Below are 15164 nucleotides of genomic sequence, written 5' to 3'. Positions count from 1 at the left end.
TTTATAGTTAAAAATCTTTGATACGTTTAATAATCATCGTACCTTAGAGTACCTTCTTTGAAGATTAAATATTGTATAAATAATGGCAAAATTGTTCCTGGTCCGTCACGGGCAGTCACTCTGGAATCTGGAAAACAGATTTACAGGCTGGCAAGATATAGATATTACTGATACAGGCATTGAAGAAGCTAAAAAGGCTGCTATTATCTTAAAAAAAGAAAAAATAGATATCGCTTTTACCTCTGTACTGATCAGAGCACAGCATACCCTTACCATCATTCTGGATGAAATAGGAAAACCCAATATTCCGGTTATAAAAGATAAAGCACTTAATGAACGTTCCTACGGAGATCTTGAAGGATTTAATAAAGCTGAAACAGCATTGAAATATGGAGATGAACAGGTGCACACCTGGCGAAGATCTTACGATGTGATTCCTCCGGGCGGAGAAAGCCTTAAAGATACCTACAACCGGGTAATTCCTTACTTTGAAACCCAAATTGCCCCTTTGCTGAAAGAAGGGAAAAATGTATTGATCGTAGCTCATGGAAACAGCCTCCGTTCACTTATTATGTACCTGGAACATTTATCACCGGAAGAAATTCTGGAAAGGGAAATTGCTACAGGAATTCCCGTCACATATATTTTCGATGAATATTTTCATGTAAGCAGAAAAGATACCTGATATTTGTGATCTTATAACTCCCTGCAGATTACACTTTAAAACTCTTAGCTCATAACTCTTAACTCATAACTCTTAACTCATAACTCATCACCCGTGTTTATAGCTACCAGAAATATTTTTATACAAAACGAGACTTTTACTTTAACCAATCAACGGGCAGCATTTTGGGGAAAGGAAAAAGCATTGGTCCTTTCTGATCTTCATATAGGAAAGACGGCTCATTTCCGTAAAAACGGGATTGCCCTGGCCAACCATATCATGAAGAGCGATCTGGAAAGATTATCAGCACTTATTGAATGCTTTCAGCCGGAAAAATTTATTGTAGTCGGTGACCTGCTTCATGCAGGAGATAATTCTGATGTAGATGAATTCTGTACCTGGAGAAATCAATATCCTGATATAGAGTTTTATCTTGTTGAAGGAAATCATGACCGGATTTCAAAATCTCTTGAGGAGAAACTTTGCTTACATTATAAAACCCCGGTACTCACTATGAATGGAATTTCCTTTATTCACGATTTTGATGCAGCAACATCAGGATTTCAGGTTACAGGGCATATTCACCCGGGAATTATTTTGAATTCTGCTGTAACAAGTATCAGACTCCCCTGTTTTGCCCTTAGCAGCAACCAGTTATTGTTGCCGGCCTTTAGCAGGTTTACAGGATTGGATACTAAAAATCTGCCTGAGAAAAGTAAGTTCTACGCTTTTACAGACGCTGAAATTTACGAGGTTTAAAAAATAACTTAAATTCTATTAAAGTAGAATAATGATAGTTTTGTTTCTTATTAAAAATTTGTTCCTTTGCAGTATACACTCAGTACTTGAATGAAAAAATCAGAAGCAACCCGCCTTAGTATTCTTCAGAAAGCCTTTGAACTCATGTATGTAAAAGGATATCAAACCACCAGTATTGATGAGATTATCGCTACAACACAGGTAACAAAAGGAGCATTCTATTATCACTTCAAAACGAAAGATGAAATGGGAATTGCTATTATCAATGAACTTCTTAAACCTACTTTTAAAAAAACTTTTGTAGAACCTCTTCAGCAAAGCCACAATCCATTGGATAGCATTTATAAGCTGATGCATGAAGTATTGATGGACAATGAATTTCTAAAAGTTGAATATGGCTGTCCTGCCTCTAATTTCACACAGGAAATGGCACCATGGAATATAAATTTCACCAAAGCTCTGAATGATTTGTCTGAACAGTGGGAACATGCCATGACAGAGAGCATAAATAATGGTAAAGAAGCAGGTACCATTAAACAAACCGTTAACGCAAAAGAAATTGCGGTCTTTGTGATGTCTGGGTACTGGGGAGTAAGAAATCTTGGAAAAATCGAAAATTCCAAGTCAGTGTATCTTATTTATTTAAAAGGACTTAAAGCCTATTTTGAAACTCTTCAATAATTTTTTTAAACAAAAACATACTAATTAGTATGTTTTTATTATACCTTTGCTCTGTTAAAAAATAACTAGGCATGTATCAGACACTTACTTTCCTGCATTCAACCTTCCGATGGCTCGTTCTATTAAGCCTTATTTATTCAATATTCCGGGCTTATAAGGGATATTTTTCCGCAGGTCAGTTTACAAAGACGGATAATTCTGTAAGACACTGGACTGCTACCATAGCTCATATCCAACTGGTTCTTGGGATGATATTGTATATTAAAAGTCCCATTGTCCGATACTTCTGGAAAAATTTTTATGAAGCCAAAGAATCATTTGATCTGTTGTTCTTCGGACTTATTCATATCACAATGATGATTACTGCTGTTATCCTGATCACTATTGGATCAGCTTTGGCTAAGAGAAAACCGGAAGACCGGGAAAAGTTTAAAATAATGATGATATGGTTTATAGCTGCATTGGTCATGATTTTCATTGCCATTCCCTGGCCCTTCTCTCCTTTTGTTAACAGACCTTATTTCAGATAATTATGATACATTTATTTAAAACTAAAATAGGACGCCTGAGAATATTGGCCATCCTTGAAGGTATTTCTTTATTAAGTTTAATTTTCATTGCAGTTCCTGTTAAATACGGATTGAATGCTCCTTTCCTTGTAAGCACGCTAGGGCCGGTTCATGGTACTTTATTTCTACTTTTTCTATTCAATACATTGAGTGTGGGTGTAGAACAGGGCTGGAAATTTAAGGAGACAACATGGAAAGTTATCTTAGCCTGTTTTATTCCCTTTGGAACTTTTTATATTGACAGAAAAATTTTAAGCAAACTATGAGAAACTTACTGATATTAGGAGGAATCGTTCTTACAGTATATGTGATCTACAGAGTTTATCAATATCAGACCCTGGACAAAGATCTGAATCAGCTGATCAGAAAAGGAGCTGTAATCCTTGATGTGAGAACGGAGAAAGAATATGCTATGGGCCATATAGCAGGCTCTGACAATATTTCTTTGGGAACCATCAGGGAGCGCTATATTGAGCTGAATCCCGAAAAAACATATATTACAGTATGCTCTCATGGTCTCCGAAGTGTAAAAGCAGAAAATATATTAAAAGAGAAGGGTTTCAAACATGTTTACAATGGCGGTGCCTGGAGTGACCTCCAGCATATGATGCAACAATAAAAAAGGAAACACCATCTCCCACAGATCCCGTTGACCTGCGGGAGATTTGTAGTATTCAGCTATTCTTTTTCCGGCAGCCAGACCACTTTCTGTTGAGATTCATGATCCATTCCTATAATATCTCTGTACAGCTCAGGTCTGCGGGCTTTCATATATCTGAAACCTCCAGCCTGGGTAAGTTTTTCATGAGTAATTACAGCTGATTCAAAACTATCTTCAGATGAATGGCATTCTGCAATGACATCTCCAAAAGGATCTATAATCATTGAACATCCGTTTTTCAACTGATCATCATCCATACCAATAGGATTTGAGAAAACAATATAAGCTCCGTTATCGTAGGCTCTTGCCGGAAGCCATTTCATCAGCCAGTCTCTGCCTTTCATCCCACTAAATTCTAACCGTAATGAGGTGGGGTTATTTTCCCTGTTATACCAAAGTTCAGGGTCCACAAACCCTGCCCCTGGCCTTGTAGAAGGTGTACACATGGTAACGTGAGGCATGAAAATAATATCGGCCCCCAGAAGTTTGGTCGCTCTCACATTTTCAATAATATTATTATCGTAGCAGATTAGAATTCCGCACTTCCACCCTAATATATCAAATACACAATATTCACTGCCTGGCGTAAGGTGAGGATTGATAAAAGGATGCAGCTTTCTGTATTTGGCTTTTAATCCTGTTTTATCAACACAGACATAAGCTTTAAAAAGATTGTTATTTTCGTCCTTTTCAAAAAGGCCGGCCAGGATGGTAATATTATACAAACCTGCAATATGCTGCAGCTTTTGAATACTTTCACCGTTGGGAATGAATTCAGCAATGTCAAGAAGCTGTTCCCGGGAAAGTTTCCGGGCAAAGGTATATCCCGTAACAGAACATTCATGGAAAGCAATTACATGTGATCCCTTGGCAGCGGCCTGAGCAGCTAATTTTTCTATAATGGAAAGATTGTATTCCTTATCTCCACTTTTATTTTCAAATTGTGCGGTAGAAATTTTAATATTCATTATTTTTTTCAGCAAAACTAGATCACAGCATAACTGAAAAATTGTATAAAACCGACATTTTGATTTAGAGCTCAATGAAATTAACAGCCATTTTATTTTCTGTCTTCACATACTGTTTGGGAGTGAGCCCTGTATTCATCTTGAAATCCCGGATCAGGTGAGACTGATCTGCATATCCTGCATCATAAGAAAGGCTTGTCATATTCTCATCCCCAATTCCTTTATTGATAAGACTTAAGAAATAATGAAGCCTGGTAATGCCACTGTATTTTTTAGGAGATATTCCCATATAATTTTCAAATTTCCTTTCCAGATGGCGCTCTGAATATCCTGTAAATTTTTCCAGTTCTTTGGATGAGACAGAACCTCTATTCTGAAGAATATAGTGCTGTACTCCTCTTATAAAATGATAGTCAGGGCCTATTTCTGCAGACAAAAATTCAGTAAAAAAGATATTAAGGCTGCTGATTACGGATAAAGGATCTGCTTTATTGAAAAGCCTTTCCTGAAATGGATGTAACTGATGTTGTAATATATCTTCTGCGGAAATAATCTGATTTCGGATCTCCTTTGCAGAAATCTTTAAAAGAATATTGAAAAAATAGGGCTGAAACACCACAGCCATTAAAGAAAAGCTCCCTTTCGAATAAAAGTCCCTGTAGCTGTGTAAAGCTCCATAAAAAAAAGAAAGAGGCATCCGCTCGACCGAACTATTGGAATACCAATTCATATCACCCGACAGGATAAGGCCTGTACTGCCATCGGTAAATAGCCTTACATTCTTACTATCCTCTTCAGAATTCTCCAAAAAGATATAATGCCTGATGAAGGGCGCCAAATGTGTAGGTGGCGAAATCTGCATCTTTCAAATGTACATAAAATCTTTTGAACTCCTTAAATTCTTAAAATCCGTATATTCATTAGAAACGGGCTTTCAGCCCGTTTCATTTTTAAGTCTCTATACTTTGGCTTTAGCCAAAATTTATAAAAAATAATAATATAGCTGTCTAAAAAAACATATTTTTAGCCTACGATACCACATTTCATTTAGGTTTGGTCAGGTATTTGAATGTTTTACTGAATATTATTCATGATAATTCTGTAAAAGAATTTTCTTTTTAACAATCAACCAATCACTAAAATATAATACGATGTCAACACAAAATCTTACCCATCTCGAAGCGATCAAAAAGATCAAGGAACTGTCGGAAAATGCAAAAATATGTATGTTCTGTACAGAATTGGATACCATTCCTGTCAATTCACGGCCAATGACACTTCAGGAAACGGATGACAGCGGTAATCTGTGGTTTATCAGCAGTGGAACCAGTAATAAAAATTTTGAAATAAAAGAAGACCGCAGAGTACAGTTATTTTTCATGAATAACAGCGATACTCAATATCTTTCTGTTTACGGGGAGGCTTCTGTTTACAAAGACAAGGCAACCATTGAAGACAAATGGTCTCCTTTGGCAAAAGCATGGTTTGACGGAAAAGATGACCCGAACGTTACCATCATTCGTGTAGAGCCTAAGGAAACTTATTATTGGGATACAAAAGCAGGCAAGCTTGTCAGTCTTTTTAAATTTGTAAGCTCAGCGATTACAGGAAACAAAACAGATAATTCTGATGGTGTAGAAGGAAATGCAGTTATATAATTGTATATAAAAGCCGGAAAATATAAGTCCGAAGCATCTTAAATTAAAATTCCCACAGATTTCACGAATTTCACAAAGCAGAAAAATCTGTGGAATCTGTGGGAATTGGCTTACAAATGATACAAATTATTTGAACCCGGTTTATCCGGTATTAAAAGAATGAATAACTATCAATTCTGATTTTTTAGCCCCGAAAGAATCTTTTTCAATTCTTCAGATTCATTTTCTGTTAAAGGTTGTAAAGGGCTTCTCAGATTGCCCCCTTCTTCACCCAGAATACTGAGTCCGGCCTTAACCGCTCTTGGTAAGCCTTTACTGACAATAAATTTCAGAAGATCAAACTGCTGATAAAAAATATCTTTAGCTTTTCCTAAATTTCCTTTTTCAACAGCATTATACAAACTGACATTCAATTCAGGAATAAGATTAGGCGCGGCAGTACACCAACCTCTGGCACCCGCAGAAAAGGCAGCCAATGCCAAAGGATTTGAACCATTGTAAAAGGCTACATCCTCTCCTAGTTCCCTTCTTAAATAATGCATTCTCTGAATGTCCCCTGAACTTTCCTTGATCATGGTCACATTAGGAATTTCAAGCAATCTTTTCAAAAGAGCCGGAGACATATCTACTCCACTGGTTGCCGGATTATTATAAGCCATAATCGGAATAGAGATTTTATTGGCTACAGCATCATAATGAGCTACAATTTCATCATCGGTAAGTTTCCAGTAACTCATGGGAATAATCATCACCGCATCTGCTCCGGCCTTCTCTGCAAACCGGGCATGATGAATCGTTTTTTCTGTAGTAAGATTGGATACTCCTACCAGCGTAGGAACTCTTCCTTTTACCTGTTCTATAGTAGCTTCCGTAATTGCTTCCTTTTCCTCATCAGATAAATAAGGCATTACACCCGTACTTCCTAAAGGAGCAACTCCGTGGCTTCCGGAGGTAATCAGCCTTTCTACCAAGTGTTTAAAAAGAGGAATATTCACTTTTTCATGGTCATCAAAAGGAGTAATCGGATAAGCGATGATTCCTTTAAACGGAACATTTTTCATATTTATTTTATTTAAAATTAATAATGGTTGATGATACAGTTACAGGTCTCTACCCTCTTCCTCTCTTAATGCAACTCCTAAATTCTGTAGTTGGGGTGCATTTTCACAGGCAATATATTTAGCCGGTTCTGTGTCGCTTAGATTCTGATGTTTATGCCATGCCCATGAAGGAATATAAACAGCATCTCCGGCTTCCCAATGTACTCTTTCATCTTCCACTTCTGTCCATCCTTTTCCTTCAATCACATACAATACCGTTTCGTAAGTATGACGGTGTCTGTTGGTCTGTTGACCGGGTAATAACCCTCCAATAGTCATACTCACATTCTTACTGGGAAGATCAACAAAAAAAACAGGATGTTTTCTTTCGGTTGAAAACTGATTGTGTTCACCTGCATTTTCTACATTTTTATGGATTAAATGGCTTGGCTTTGCATATTTTGGTCTTGCAAATGTTTCGTGAAAATCTTTAGAACTGAATTCTTTTTTGTTCATGATTTTAAAATTATAATGGTTTTGTGCTTTATTGCATGACAAAATTATTCTATATTTGGACTGTTTAAATGATTCAGTTTTTACATAAACAGATAGTCCAGATGCTACGACCTTGGAAATTAGAGTTTGAAATTGACAGAAAGCTTGATAAAGCAGTATATCTGCAGATTGCAGATAGTATTATAACTGATATACGCTCAGGACGGCTGAAACCCGGAGATACCCTTCCCGGCAGCAGGAACTTGGCTACAGCCTTAAAAATAAACAGAAATACTGTGGTAGAAGCTTATCAGGTGCTGATTAATGAAGAATGGGTTATTTCCAAAGAAAGAAAAGGAATTTTTGTATCGGATCAACTGCCTGCTTTACATCATAAAAGGATAAATAAAAGCACCGACAATCAGGATCAGCCCATGAAGTCAGGGGGCAAACTTATTAATTTTGATGACGGCCATCCGGACAGTAAAATTGCTCCTGTAACGGAATTAGCCAGAGCATACAGACAGATATTCAGTATAAAGGCCAAATGGCAGATGATGGGATATGGAGATGAACACGGAGATATAGAGTTCCGGAATATGATTGCCAAAATGCTGAACCATCAGCGTGGAATGCAGATCCATGATCATGAAATATCCATTACCAGAGGCAGTCAGATGGCCATGTTTTTAACGGCTCAGAGTCTTTTCACCTCAGGTGATCATGTGATTGTAGAAGATCCTGGTTACAATCCAGCATGGCAGGCTTTTGAATATGCCGGAGCCACGTTATTACCTGTACCTGTAGATAAGGAAGGAATTAATGTTGAAACTATTGAGAAACTCTTGGCACAACATGACAGCATAAAAGCGATCTATATTACGCCCCACAGACAATATCCCACCACGGTTACCTTAAGTTTATCCAGAAGACTAAGGTTAATAGAACTCTCTAATCAATATGACATTACGATCATTGAAGATGATTATGATAATGAATTTCATTTCGGATACCGCCCCATCCTGCCTATTTCAAGCTTCCCGGAACTCCGGCATTATGTATACATCGGAACATTAAGTAAGGTCGTAGCACCGGCATTAAGGATTGGCTATCTGGCGACTAAAAATCAGGATTTATTACAAAAAATTGGCGGTCTGAGAAAGATTATCGACGTTCATGGGGATGTGATCATGGAACAGGCAGTTCTTCAGCTCATCAAAGAAGGAGCAGTAAAAAAACACATTAAAAAAGCAACTGTTCATTACAAAAACAAGAGAGATTTTACGTTTAGTATTTTAAAAAAATATATGACTGAAGTTGCCGATTTTACATTGCCTGAAGGCGGCCTGGCATTTTGGATTGTCCCTAAAATAACGTTGAACTGGGATTTGGCAACCACTTTATTGCTTGAAAGAAATATCAGAATTATTCATCCTAAGCAATACAGTCACAATGATATCAATGGCTTTAGATTGAGCTATGGTACGCTTACAGAAGAGCAATTGGAGCAAAGTATAGAGATTATTTCCGGGATCTTTATCCTTCTTTCTCAAAACCATGATGGGTATGCAGATATAGAAAACAAAATCCCACTTTGAGCGGGATTCTAGAGTTAGTCTTTAATAAATTTAGCATTGAGCTCCCCTATTTTATAAAAATAAGTCCCTTTAGGAAGGTTTTCAACATCAATAGAAATAAGGTTTTCCATAGAACCGAAAGATTTGTTCATCACAAGCTTTCCGGACCTATCATAAATTTCCACTGCTTTGGAACCGTCTAAAGGATTCATAATGTTCAGAGTCTTCTGGGCCGGTATAGGAAATGCTGAAATTTTATTTTTAGCCCGGACCTCTTTGGCAGAAAGTGAGGTTGTAGGTAAATTATATATTTCAGTTGAACCGGTGCCCTGATTGAATAATCTCAGTTTATTTGTATTGGTCGTTTGATCATGATAGATATTTATATCATACTCATCGCTAAACTGATAATTGGGACCAAATTCATGCAGTACATTTCCCTCCTCATTGTAAATACGGATGATATATTCTCTTTGAGATGTCGTGCTGTTATACTTTTCAAATGTAATGATGATTTCCAGTTTATTATCGGTATTAAAAACATTTTTAGACAGTACAAAATTATTTTTATACTGATCAATAAACATAGAATACCCTGCCGGTACGGAAGGTGTAAACTGTTTATATAGGGAATAATCAGCTTTGTAGATCTTAACCTGACTGATATTAAATCCGGTGGAATAATAAAATGTCTCATTGGTATTGGTATACACCTGCAGATTTTCAGAACTGAAGTTTTTCCCAAGTGTTATCTGACCAAAAATTAAACTTCCGGCAGCCATTGCCAGTGTTACAATAATCTTTTTCATAGGTATTTATTTTTAAACATCACAAAGGTATACACCGTAATGAGGACTACCTTACGGAAATCCGTATTGATGTAGAATTCTAAGGATATTTATGCATTCAGAGATTAAAATAAAAAATCCATCGACCGCCTGGGCCAATGGATTTTATGTATACGAAACCAATATACTTCAAATGATAAATACTGATGAATGAAGTCTCCTAATCCGGTGATTATTCCACTTCAAAAATAGCCTGGATTTCAACGGAAGAGTTTACAGGAATAGAGGAAGCTCCCAATGTACCTCTGGCATGTTTTCCTTTTTCTCCAAAAACCTCAACACTAAGATCCGAAGCAATATTCATCAGGTCAGCATGTTTGGTATAATCATCTTTCGTATTAAAAATTCCCGTAAGCTGAACACACTGCTTCACCCTGCTTAAATCTCCTCCTACAGCTTCTCTCAGGACAGACAGTACGTTAAGCATGGTAACTTTGGTAGCCTCTTTTACCTGCTGTTCGTTCACCTCAACACCCAGTTTCCCAGGATTAACTATTTTTCCGTCTTTTAAAGCCACCTGATTGATAAATACAAGGTTTCCGGAACGTACGAATGGCTGATAATTTCCGGCAGGTTTGGGAACCTGAGGAAGAACAATATTTTTTTGCTTTAAAATCTCATTAAAATCCTGATGGTTTTCAACAACAGGCATACCCTTTTTTGAATAGGTATCTTTCAACGCCAAGGCCACTTTTGCAAAATTTAGCCCTTGCAGCTCTGCCAGGTGACGCTCCCCTTTCGTAGGTCTTTCTACATCTTTTAAAGAAGCCATGCTGGTCACTCCTAATACTGTATTTCCCTGTGGGATTGCCTTATTCAGCTCTTCGGTGCCACGGATTCCGTTGGAGACCAAAATCATTCCGTGTACCGCAAGACTGTTCCAGAATGCCTGAAGGGCAAGCTCTTTTCCGGCACCACTTCCTGCGGACATAAAAACCGTTGCTGGAACTCCCTCCAAAGCATGGCTGGTCCAGAGCTGAACGGTTTTAGATAAAAACTCACTCATTCCGGTGCTTATGTTTCCAAAATAAACAGGAGAACCAAAAGCAATTCCGTCATAAGCACTAAGCTCATCTACTGTTGCTACCGGTATATTTTTTAAAATCGGGTTTTGAGAGGCTTTCACCAGCTTAATATAGGGAACTGCATTGTTTTCACTTTCAATTCCTTTAGCTATTTCCTTAGCCAGCTCGTAAGTTCCCCCATTATCCGAATGGATGAGAACCAATACTTTAGCTTTATTCTGTGCCATGATGTTGATGGTGTTAAATAGTAAAATTAAAATAAAAAAAGAACATAATTTTTTCATTCTGAATAAGATATAAGTTTATGATACAAATTTAGTATTGTCGTTTTTATTAAATTTGCCAAAAAATATATACAAAACGTCAATATGAAATGTGGACTGATTGAAAAAACAGAAAGCCAGTTTGTAGATACCATCGAAAAAGAAGCTTATGTATGGTGTGAAAAAAACTGGAAGCATGATGAGTATGAACATGTACATAGCCGTGCCCAGCTTACTTTTGTAGAGGAAGGCTATCAGTATTTTCATATTGACCGGAAAATCTATCTTGTTCCTCAGTACCATGTGATATGGGTTCCTTCCGGAAAAGCGCACAAAATAACTTCCGAAGCAAAGACGGTTAACCTGATGCTGTTTTTATTTAAATCTGTTTTTGAGGATGAATTTTACCAGCATGTTCAGGTATTTGCAGTTCCTCCAGTTCTCAAAGAAATGCTCCTTTATGCCTCCAAATGGAACCAGTCATTAGTAGAGAATGAAGAACAGGACATTTTTTTCAAAGCTATTTTAAAAAGCCTACCTAACTTCTGCCGCGAAAGCAATGGGTTGGAAATTCCCGTTCCTATGGATACCAGGCTTATTCCTGTTTGTAATGAAATCAATTCTCATTTTAAATACAATCTGGATATTGACGCTTTGGCAGAAAAAGCACAGATGTCAGTAAGAAGCCTTCAGAGAATCTTTAAAAATGAAACTGGAATAACATTACAGAAATACCTTCAGCTGACAAGGATTCTTAAAAGTATTGAACTTATAGATGCCAGACAGTTTACGTTGAGTGAAGTAGCCTATAAAGTAGGTTATCAAAGTCTTTCTGCATTTACCACCTCTTACTTTGCGGTAATGAAAGTAAAGCCTAAACTGAATAAAAATCAGGGGGTTTCATCATAGGGCATATCTACAGGCTTAGATTCTGGAGACCCTTTTTCACGAAACCAAATGGACAGGATCACTAAAGAGGCAACAGCTAAAAATTCGCTTTGCCAGTTTTGAAAAGATTCAAACCAAAACCGGGATTCTGTGAGATACTGGCTTGTGCTTACCGGAGGTTTATCATTCATAATCTGCTCATTATTAAAATCTTTTAAGCTTCCATAGAAGTGCAGTATAAAGCTGGCAAGGAACAAAATCCCAAAAGCCAATGACAAAGAATGTTTGTAAATTTTCAGCCATATCCCTCCTTTTTTAACAGGCCATGGAGCTTTGGGATGTACGATGGGCTCTCGGTCCACATCTTCCTTTCCCTCCATTGATTTTGATTCACTGGAACCTTTCTGTCTCAAGGATATTGTTAACAAAACATATAACATCATCTGCAGAAATTCACTTTCCCAGTTTTCGAAAGTTGCCTGTATAAAATGACCGCTGTATATATATTGAGTGAGTGTCAAAGCTTTTTGCCCATTTTCAGCCAATTCTTTATTTTCAACGCTCCATCCCGTAAAAAACTGACCGAGAAGAGAACATAACATTAAAGCTATCAAAACAATACTCAGGCTGTTACGATAAAAGAAACTTGATCGAGACATATTTTCTTAATTTAAAATGATAAAAAAGATCTACTCTTTACTGTTTTTGAAAAGGAAATATTTTCTGCAGATTCTTTGTAGTGGGACCCGTCAGCATTTTTCCGTTAACATTAAATCTTGATCCATGACAAGGGCAGTCCCAACTCAATTCTGCACTGTTCCAGCGTACTTCACACGCTGCATGCGGGCATGTACTTTTCAAAAGATGTAATATGCCGCCGGTTTCTTTGTAAAGTGCATAAGATTCAGATTCATAACGGATCACTTTTGCTTCTCCCTCTTTGATTTCTGAATAAGAATCAATTTTCTCTATGAAAATCTTATCTTTTATAAAATCAAATGCAACCGTTGCATTTTCTTTGACAAAGTCTGAAAATCCGGCAATTGGCTTTATTCTTAATGGATTGAATATATCCTGATATTTATTGGCTCCTATAACAATTAAGTCATGCAAAATCTGTGAAGAAAGTGTTCCAAAGATCATTCCGTTACCCCTGAATCCGGTAGCCACAAATATCTTTTCTTTACTGCCCGGAAGCTTTCCAATATAAGGCAGCCCGTCAACAGGTTCATAATACTGACTGGACCAGCTATAAAATACTGTTTCGACATTAAAATACTGACGGACATAGTTCTCAAGATTTGAAAAACATATTCCGGTATCTTCAGCATGCCCTGTCTTATGATCTTCACCTCCGGCAATCAGTACATTTTCACCATCAATTTCCTGAATTCTGTAATAATGATATGGATCATTGAGATCATAACCCATTTCCCAAGGATATTTATTATCCTTAAGGGTAAAAGCCATTACGTAGCTTCGGTAAGGAGCATTGGTAAAATGAAGGAGATTGATTCCTGGCGGAATGTGTGTGGCATAGATAACATTTTTTGCTTTTATTTCTCCCTCTGAAGTTTTTAAAATAACATAATTTTCCTGCTCATCATGGCTTTCACAAACACAGTTCTCCTGAATTGAACCTCCCATTTCTATAAAAGCATCACAAAGCCCTTTGATATATTTTACAGGATGAAAATGACCCTGTCCGGGAATTAGTACAGCTTCCTTAAATGGTATGGGGAAAGGAATTTCATTCACATAAGACATTTCATGCCCTACTTTAGCGGCACCTTCTACAATGGTCCTCAGCTGTTTCTCCTGTTTTTCATCCAATGCAAAAAGATAGGCAGACTTTCTGGTAAAATCACAACTGATGCTATACTTCTCAATGTTATTCTCAATAATGTTGATTGCATCTTTGCCGGATTCAGCATACTGTTGGGCATAATCCAGCCCAAAATCTTCAATAACCTGAGCAAAGGTTGTATCAAAGAAATCATTTAAATGGGCTGTTGTTCCTCCTGTTGTTCCAAATCCGATATTAGCAGCTTCCAGAATAATACAATTCTTTCCGGATTCCTGTAATTTTAAAGCAGTGGATACCCCGGTAATTCCTCCTCCTATTATGGCAACATCAAATAGCTGGTAAAGATCAGCTCCGGTAGAAAATTTTCTGATTTCCTCCTGCCATATACTTTTTCTTGCTCCGTCTCTATACATGATCAGAATATTTAAAGTTAAACATATTTCATGGTATCAGGTTTTGAAAATAGTGTAATATCCAGATTGATTTCTTTTATAATCAATTGACTGTATCACATTTATCCATTAACAATCATTCCTCCGTTAGGGTGAAGAACCTGCCCTGTAATCTGTGCTGCATCGTCACTTGCTAAAAAAAGAAAGCTGGTAGCTACCTCTTCAGGAGTAGCGTTTCTTTCCAAAGGCGGCTGATCAGGATTCTCCTCTTTTTCATCAAAAGTTTTCTTGGTAAGCGGTGTAGCCACAGGTCCCGGAGCGACAGCATTGATCCGTATTCCTTTTGGCTTTGCCTGCAAGGCCAGAGATCGTGTAAAAGAAACAATGGCACCTTTGGTTGCAGAATAATCCAATAGCTCAGGATGTCCCTGATAGGCTGCAGCAGATGTTGTATTGATAATACAGCTTCCTTCTTTCAGGTAAGGAAAAACAATTTTTGTTAATAAAATCATTCCAACGATATTGGAGTCAAATGTCTTTCTGATATTTTTTTCTTCCAGTTCTTCAATATTGTCAGAAGGAAACTGCACACCTGCATTATTGATCAGTATATCAATTTTACCGAATGTAGAAATTATTTTCTGTGTCACTTCCTTACAGAAATCATAATCATTGATATCCCCCTGAAAAATGGAGCATCTCCGGCCCAGGTTTCTGATCTCCTTTTTAGTATTTTCAGCATCTCTGTCATTGGAATGAAAGATAATGGCAATATCTGCCCCTTCTGATGCAAAAAGAAGAGCCACCGCTTTGCCTATACCACTATCAGCACCAGTGATCAGAACGGATTTGTTTTCTAGCTTTCCCAT

General features: G+C 37.3%; 18 protein-coding genes. 9 read left to right on the top strand and 9 right to left on the bottom strand.

What is annotated here, in order from left to right; all coding sequences use genetic code 11:
- The first annotated feature begins 82 nt into the window (after positions 1 to 82).
- From MP478_RS09630 to MP478_RS09605, 6 genes are all read left to right on the top strand, one after another.
- Positions 83 to 685 carry a 2,3-diphosphoglycerate-dependent phosphoglycerate mutase gene (locus MP478_RS09630; protein ID WP_257188697.1) on the top strand — a complete coding sequence of 201 codons (603 nt, stop codon included), beginning with the start codon at positions 83 to 85 and terminating at the stop codon, positions 683 to 685.
- A 93-nt stretch (positions 686 to 778) separates the two neighbouring features.
- The gene (gene pdeM / locus MP478_RS09625; RefSeq protein WP_257188696.1) at positions 779 to 1423 is read left to right on the top strand and encodes a ligase-associated DNA damage response endonuclease PdeM; all 645 of its coding nucleotides are present in this window, start codon (positions 779 to 781) and stop codon (positions 1421 to 1423) included.
- 90 nt (positions 1424 to 1513) lie between these two features.
- Entirely contained in the window at positions 1514 to 2104 is a 591-nt protein-coding gene (locus MP478_RS09620) for a TetR/AcrR family transcriptional regulator (RefSeq protein ID WP_257200324.1), read from the top strand.
- 71 nt (positions 2105 to 2175) lie between these two features.
- Positions 2176 to 2634 (top strand): hypothetical protein, encoded by a 459-nt coding sequence (locus tag MP478_RS09615; RefSeq protein ID WP_230036341.1) that lies wholly within the window; start codon positions 2176 to 2178, stop codon positions 2632 to 2634.
- Between the two features lie 2 nt (positions 2635 to 2636).
- Positions 2637 to 2939, top strand: coding sequence for a DUF3817 domain-containing protein (locus MP478_RS09610; RefSeq protein ID WP_230036343.1), 303 nt, complete (start codon positions 2637 to 2639; stop codon positions 2937 to 2939).
- Complete coding sequence (locus MP478_RS09605) at positions 2936 to 3292, top strand: rhodanese-like domain-containing protein (RefSeq protein ID WP_257188694.1); 357 nt, start codon at positions 2936 to 2938, stop codon at positions 3290 to 3292. The genes MP478_RS09610 and MP478_RS09605 overlap by 4 nt, the downstream gene beginning before the upstream one ends.
- 59 nt (positions 3293 to 3351) lie before the next feature.
- Here the strand turns inward: MP478_RS09605 and MP478_RS09600 are convergent, their stop codons facing one another.
- Both MP478_RS09600 and MP478_RS09595 read right to left on the bottom strand, forming a co-directional pair.
- Entirely contained in the window at positions 3352 to 4302 is a 951-nt protein-coding gene (locus MP478_RS09600) for a nitrilase family protein (protein WP_257200323.1), read from the bottom strand.
- Between the two features lie 64 nt (positions 4303 to 4366).
- A complete protein-coding gene (locus MP478_RS09595) occupies positions 4367 to 5164 on the bottom strand; it encodes an AraC family transcriptional regulator (RefSeq protein WP_257200322.1) in 798 nt (265 codons plus the stop codon).
- A gap of 289 nt (positions 5165 to 5453) precedes the next feature.
- Here MP478_RS09595 and MP478_RS09590 point away from each other — a divergent pair, with 289 nt between their 5' ends.
- A complete protein-coding gene (locus MP478_RS09590) occupies positions 5454 to 5960 on the top strand; it encodes a pyridoxamine 5'-phosphate oxidase family protein (protein WP_257200321.1) in 507 nt (168 codons plus the stop codon).
- A gap of 170 nt (positions 5961 to 6130) precedes the next feature.
- On the opposite strand, the gene MP478_RS09585 is transcribed toward MP478_RS09590, so the two are convergent.
- Both MP478_RS09585 and MP478_RS09580 read right to left on the bottom strand, forming a co-directional pair.
- Positions 6131 to 7021, bottom strand: coding sequence for a dihydrodipicolinate synthase family protein (locus tag MP478_RS09585; RefSeq protein WP_257200320.1), 891 nt, complete (start codon positions 7019 to 7021; stop codon positions 6131 to 6133).
- 39 nt (positions 7022 to 7060) lie between these two features.
- Positions 7061 to 7516 carry a cupin domain-containing protein gene (locus tag MP478_RS09580; RefSeq protein ID WP_115917919.1) on the bottom strand — a complete coding sequence of 152 codons (456 nt, stop codon included), beginning with the start codon at positions 7514 to 7516 and terminating at the stop codon, positions 7061 to 7063.
- Between the two features lie 101 nt (positions 7517 to 7617).
- Between MP478_RS09580 and MP478_RS09575 the strand changes: the two genes are divergently transcribed.
- A complete protein-coding gene (locus MP478_RS09575) occupies positions 7618 to 9093 on the top strand; it encodes a PLP-dependent aminotransferase family protein (protein WP_257200319.1) in 1476 nt (491 codons plus the stop codon).
- Between the two features lie 14 nt (positions 9094 to 9107).
- Here the strand turns inward: MP478_RS09575 and MP478_RS09570 are convergent, their stop codons facing one another.
- Together MP478_RS09570 and MP478_RS09565 are read right to left on the bottom strand one after the other, a co-directional pair.
- Positions 9108 to 9881, bottom strand: coding sequence for a T9SS type A sorting domain-containing protein (locus MP478_RS09570; protein WP_257200318.1), 774 nt, complete (start codon positions 9879 to 9881; stop codon positions 9108 to 9110).
- A 211-nt stretch (positions 9882 to 10092) separates the two neighbouring features.
- Positions 10093 to 11229, bottom strand: coding sequence for an Atu1372/SO_1960 family protein (locus MP478_RS09565; RefSeq protein ID WP_257188687.1), 1137 nt, complete (start codon positions 11227 to 11229; stop codon positions 10093 to 10095).
- 84 nt (positions 11230 to 11313) lie between these two features.
- Between MP478_RS09565 and MP478_RS09560 the strand changes: the two genes are divergently transcribed.
- Positions 11314 to 12117 (top strand): AraC family transcriptional regulator, encoded by an 804-nt coding sequence (locus tag MP478_RS09560; protein ID WP_257188686.1) that lies wholly within the window; start codon positions 11314 to 11316, stop codon positions 12115 to 12117.
- Here MP478_RS09560 and MP478_RS09555 read toward each other — a convergent pair.
- From MP478_RS09555 to MP478_RS09545, 3 genes are all read right to left on the bottom strand, one after another.
- Complete coding sequence (locus MP478_RS09555) at positions 12099 to 12755, bottom strand: DUF6766 family protein (protein WP_230036378.1); 657 nt, start codon at positions 12753 to 12755, stop codon at positions 12099 to 12101. The genes MP478_RS09560 and MP478_RS09555 overlap by 19 nt on opposite strands.
- 37 nt (positions 12756 to 12792) lie before the next feature.
- Entirely contained in the window at positions 12793 to 14316 is a 1524-nt protein-coding gene (locus tag MP478_RS09550; protein ID WP_257188685.1) for an FAD-dependent oxidoreductase, read from the bottom strand.
- A 101-nt stretch (positions 14317 to 14417) separates the two neighbouring features.
- On the bottom strand, positions 14418 to 15164 hold the full coding sequence (locus MP478_RS09545) for an SDR family oxidoreductase (RefSeq protein ID WP_257188684.1): 747 nt from the start codon (positions 15162 to 15164) through the stop codon (positions 14418 to 14420).

The organism is Chryseobacterium sp. WG14, assembly GCF_024586945.1.
Lineage (GTDB): Bacteria > Bacteroidota > Bacteroidia > Flavobacteriales > Weeksellaceae > Chryseobacterium.
The sequence above is the reverse complement of the archived record's forward strand: the minus strand, read 5'-3'. Positions and strand labels throughout refer to the sequence as shown.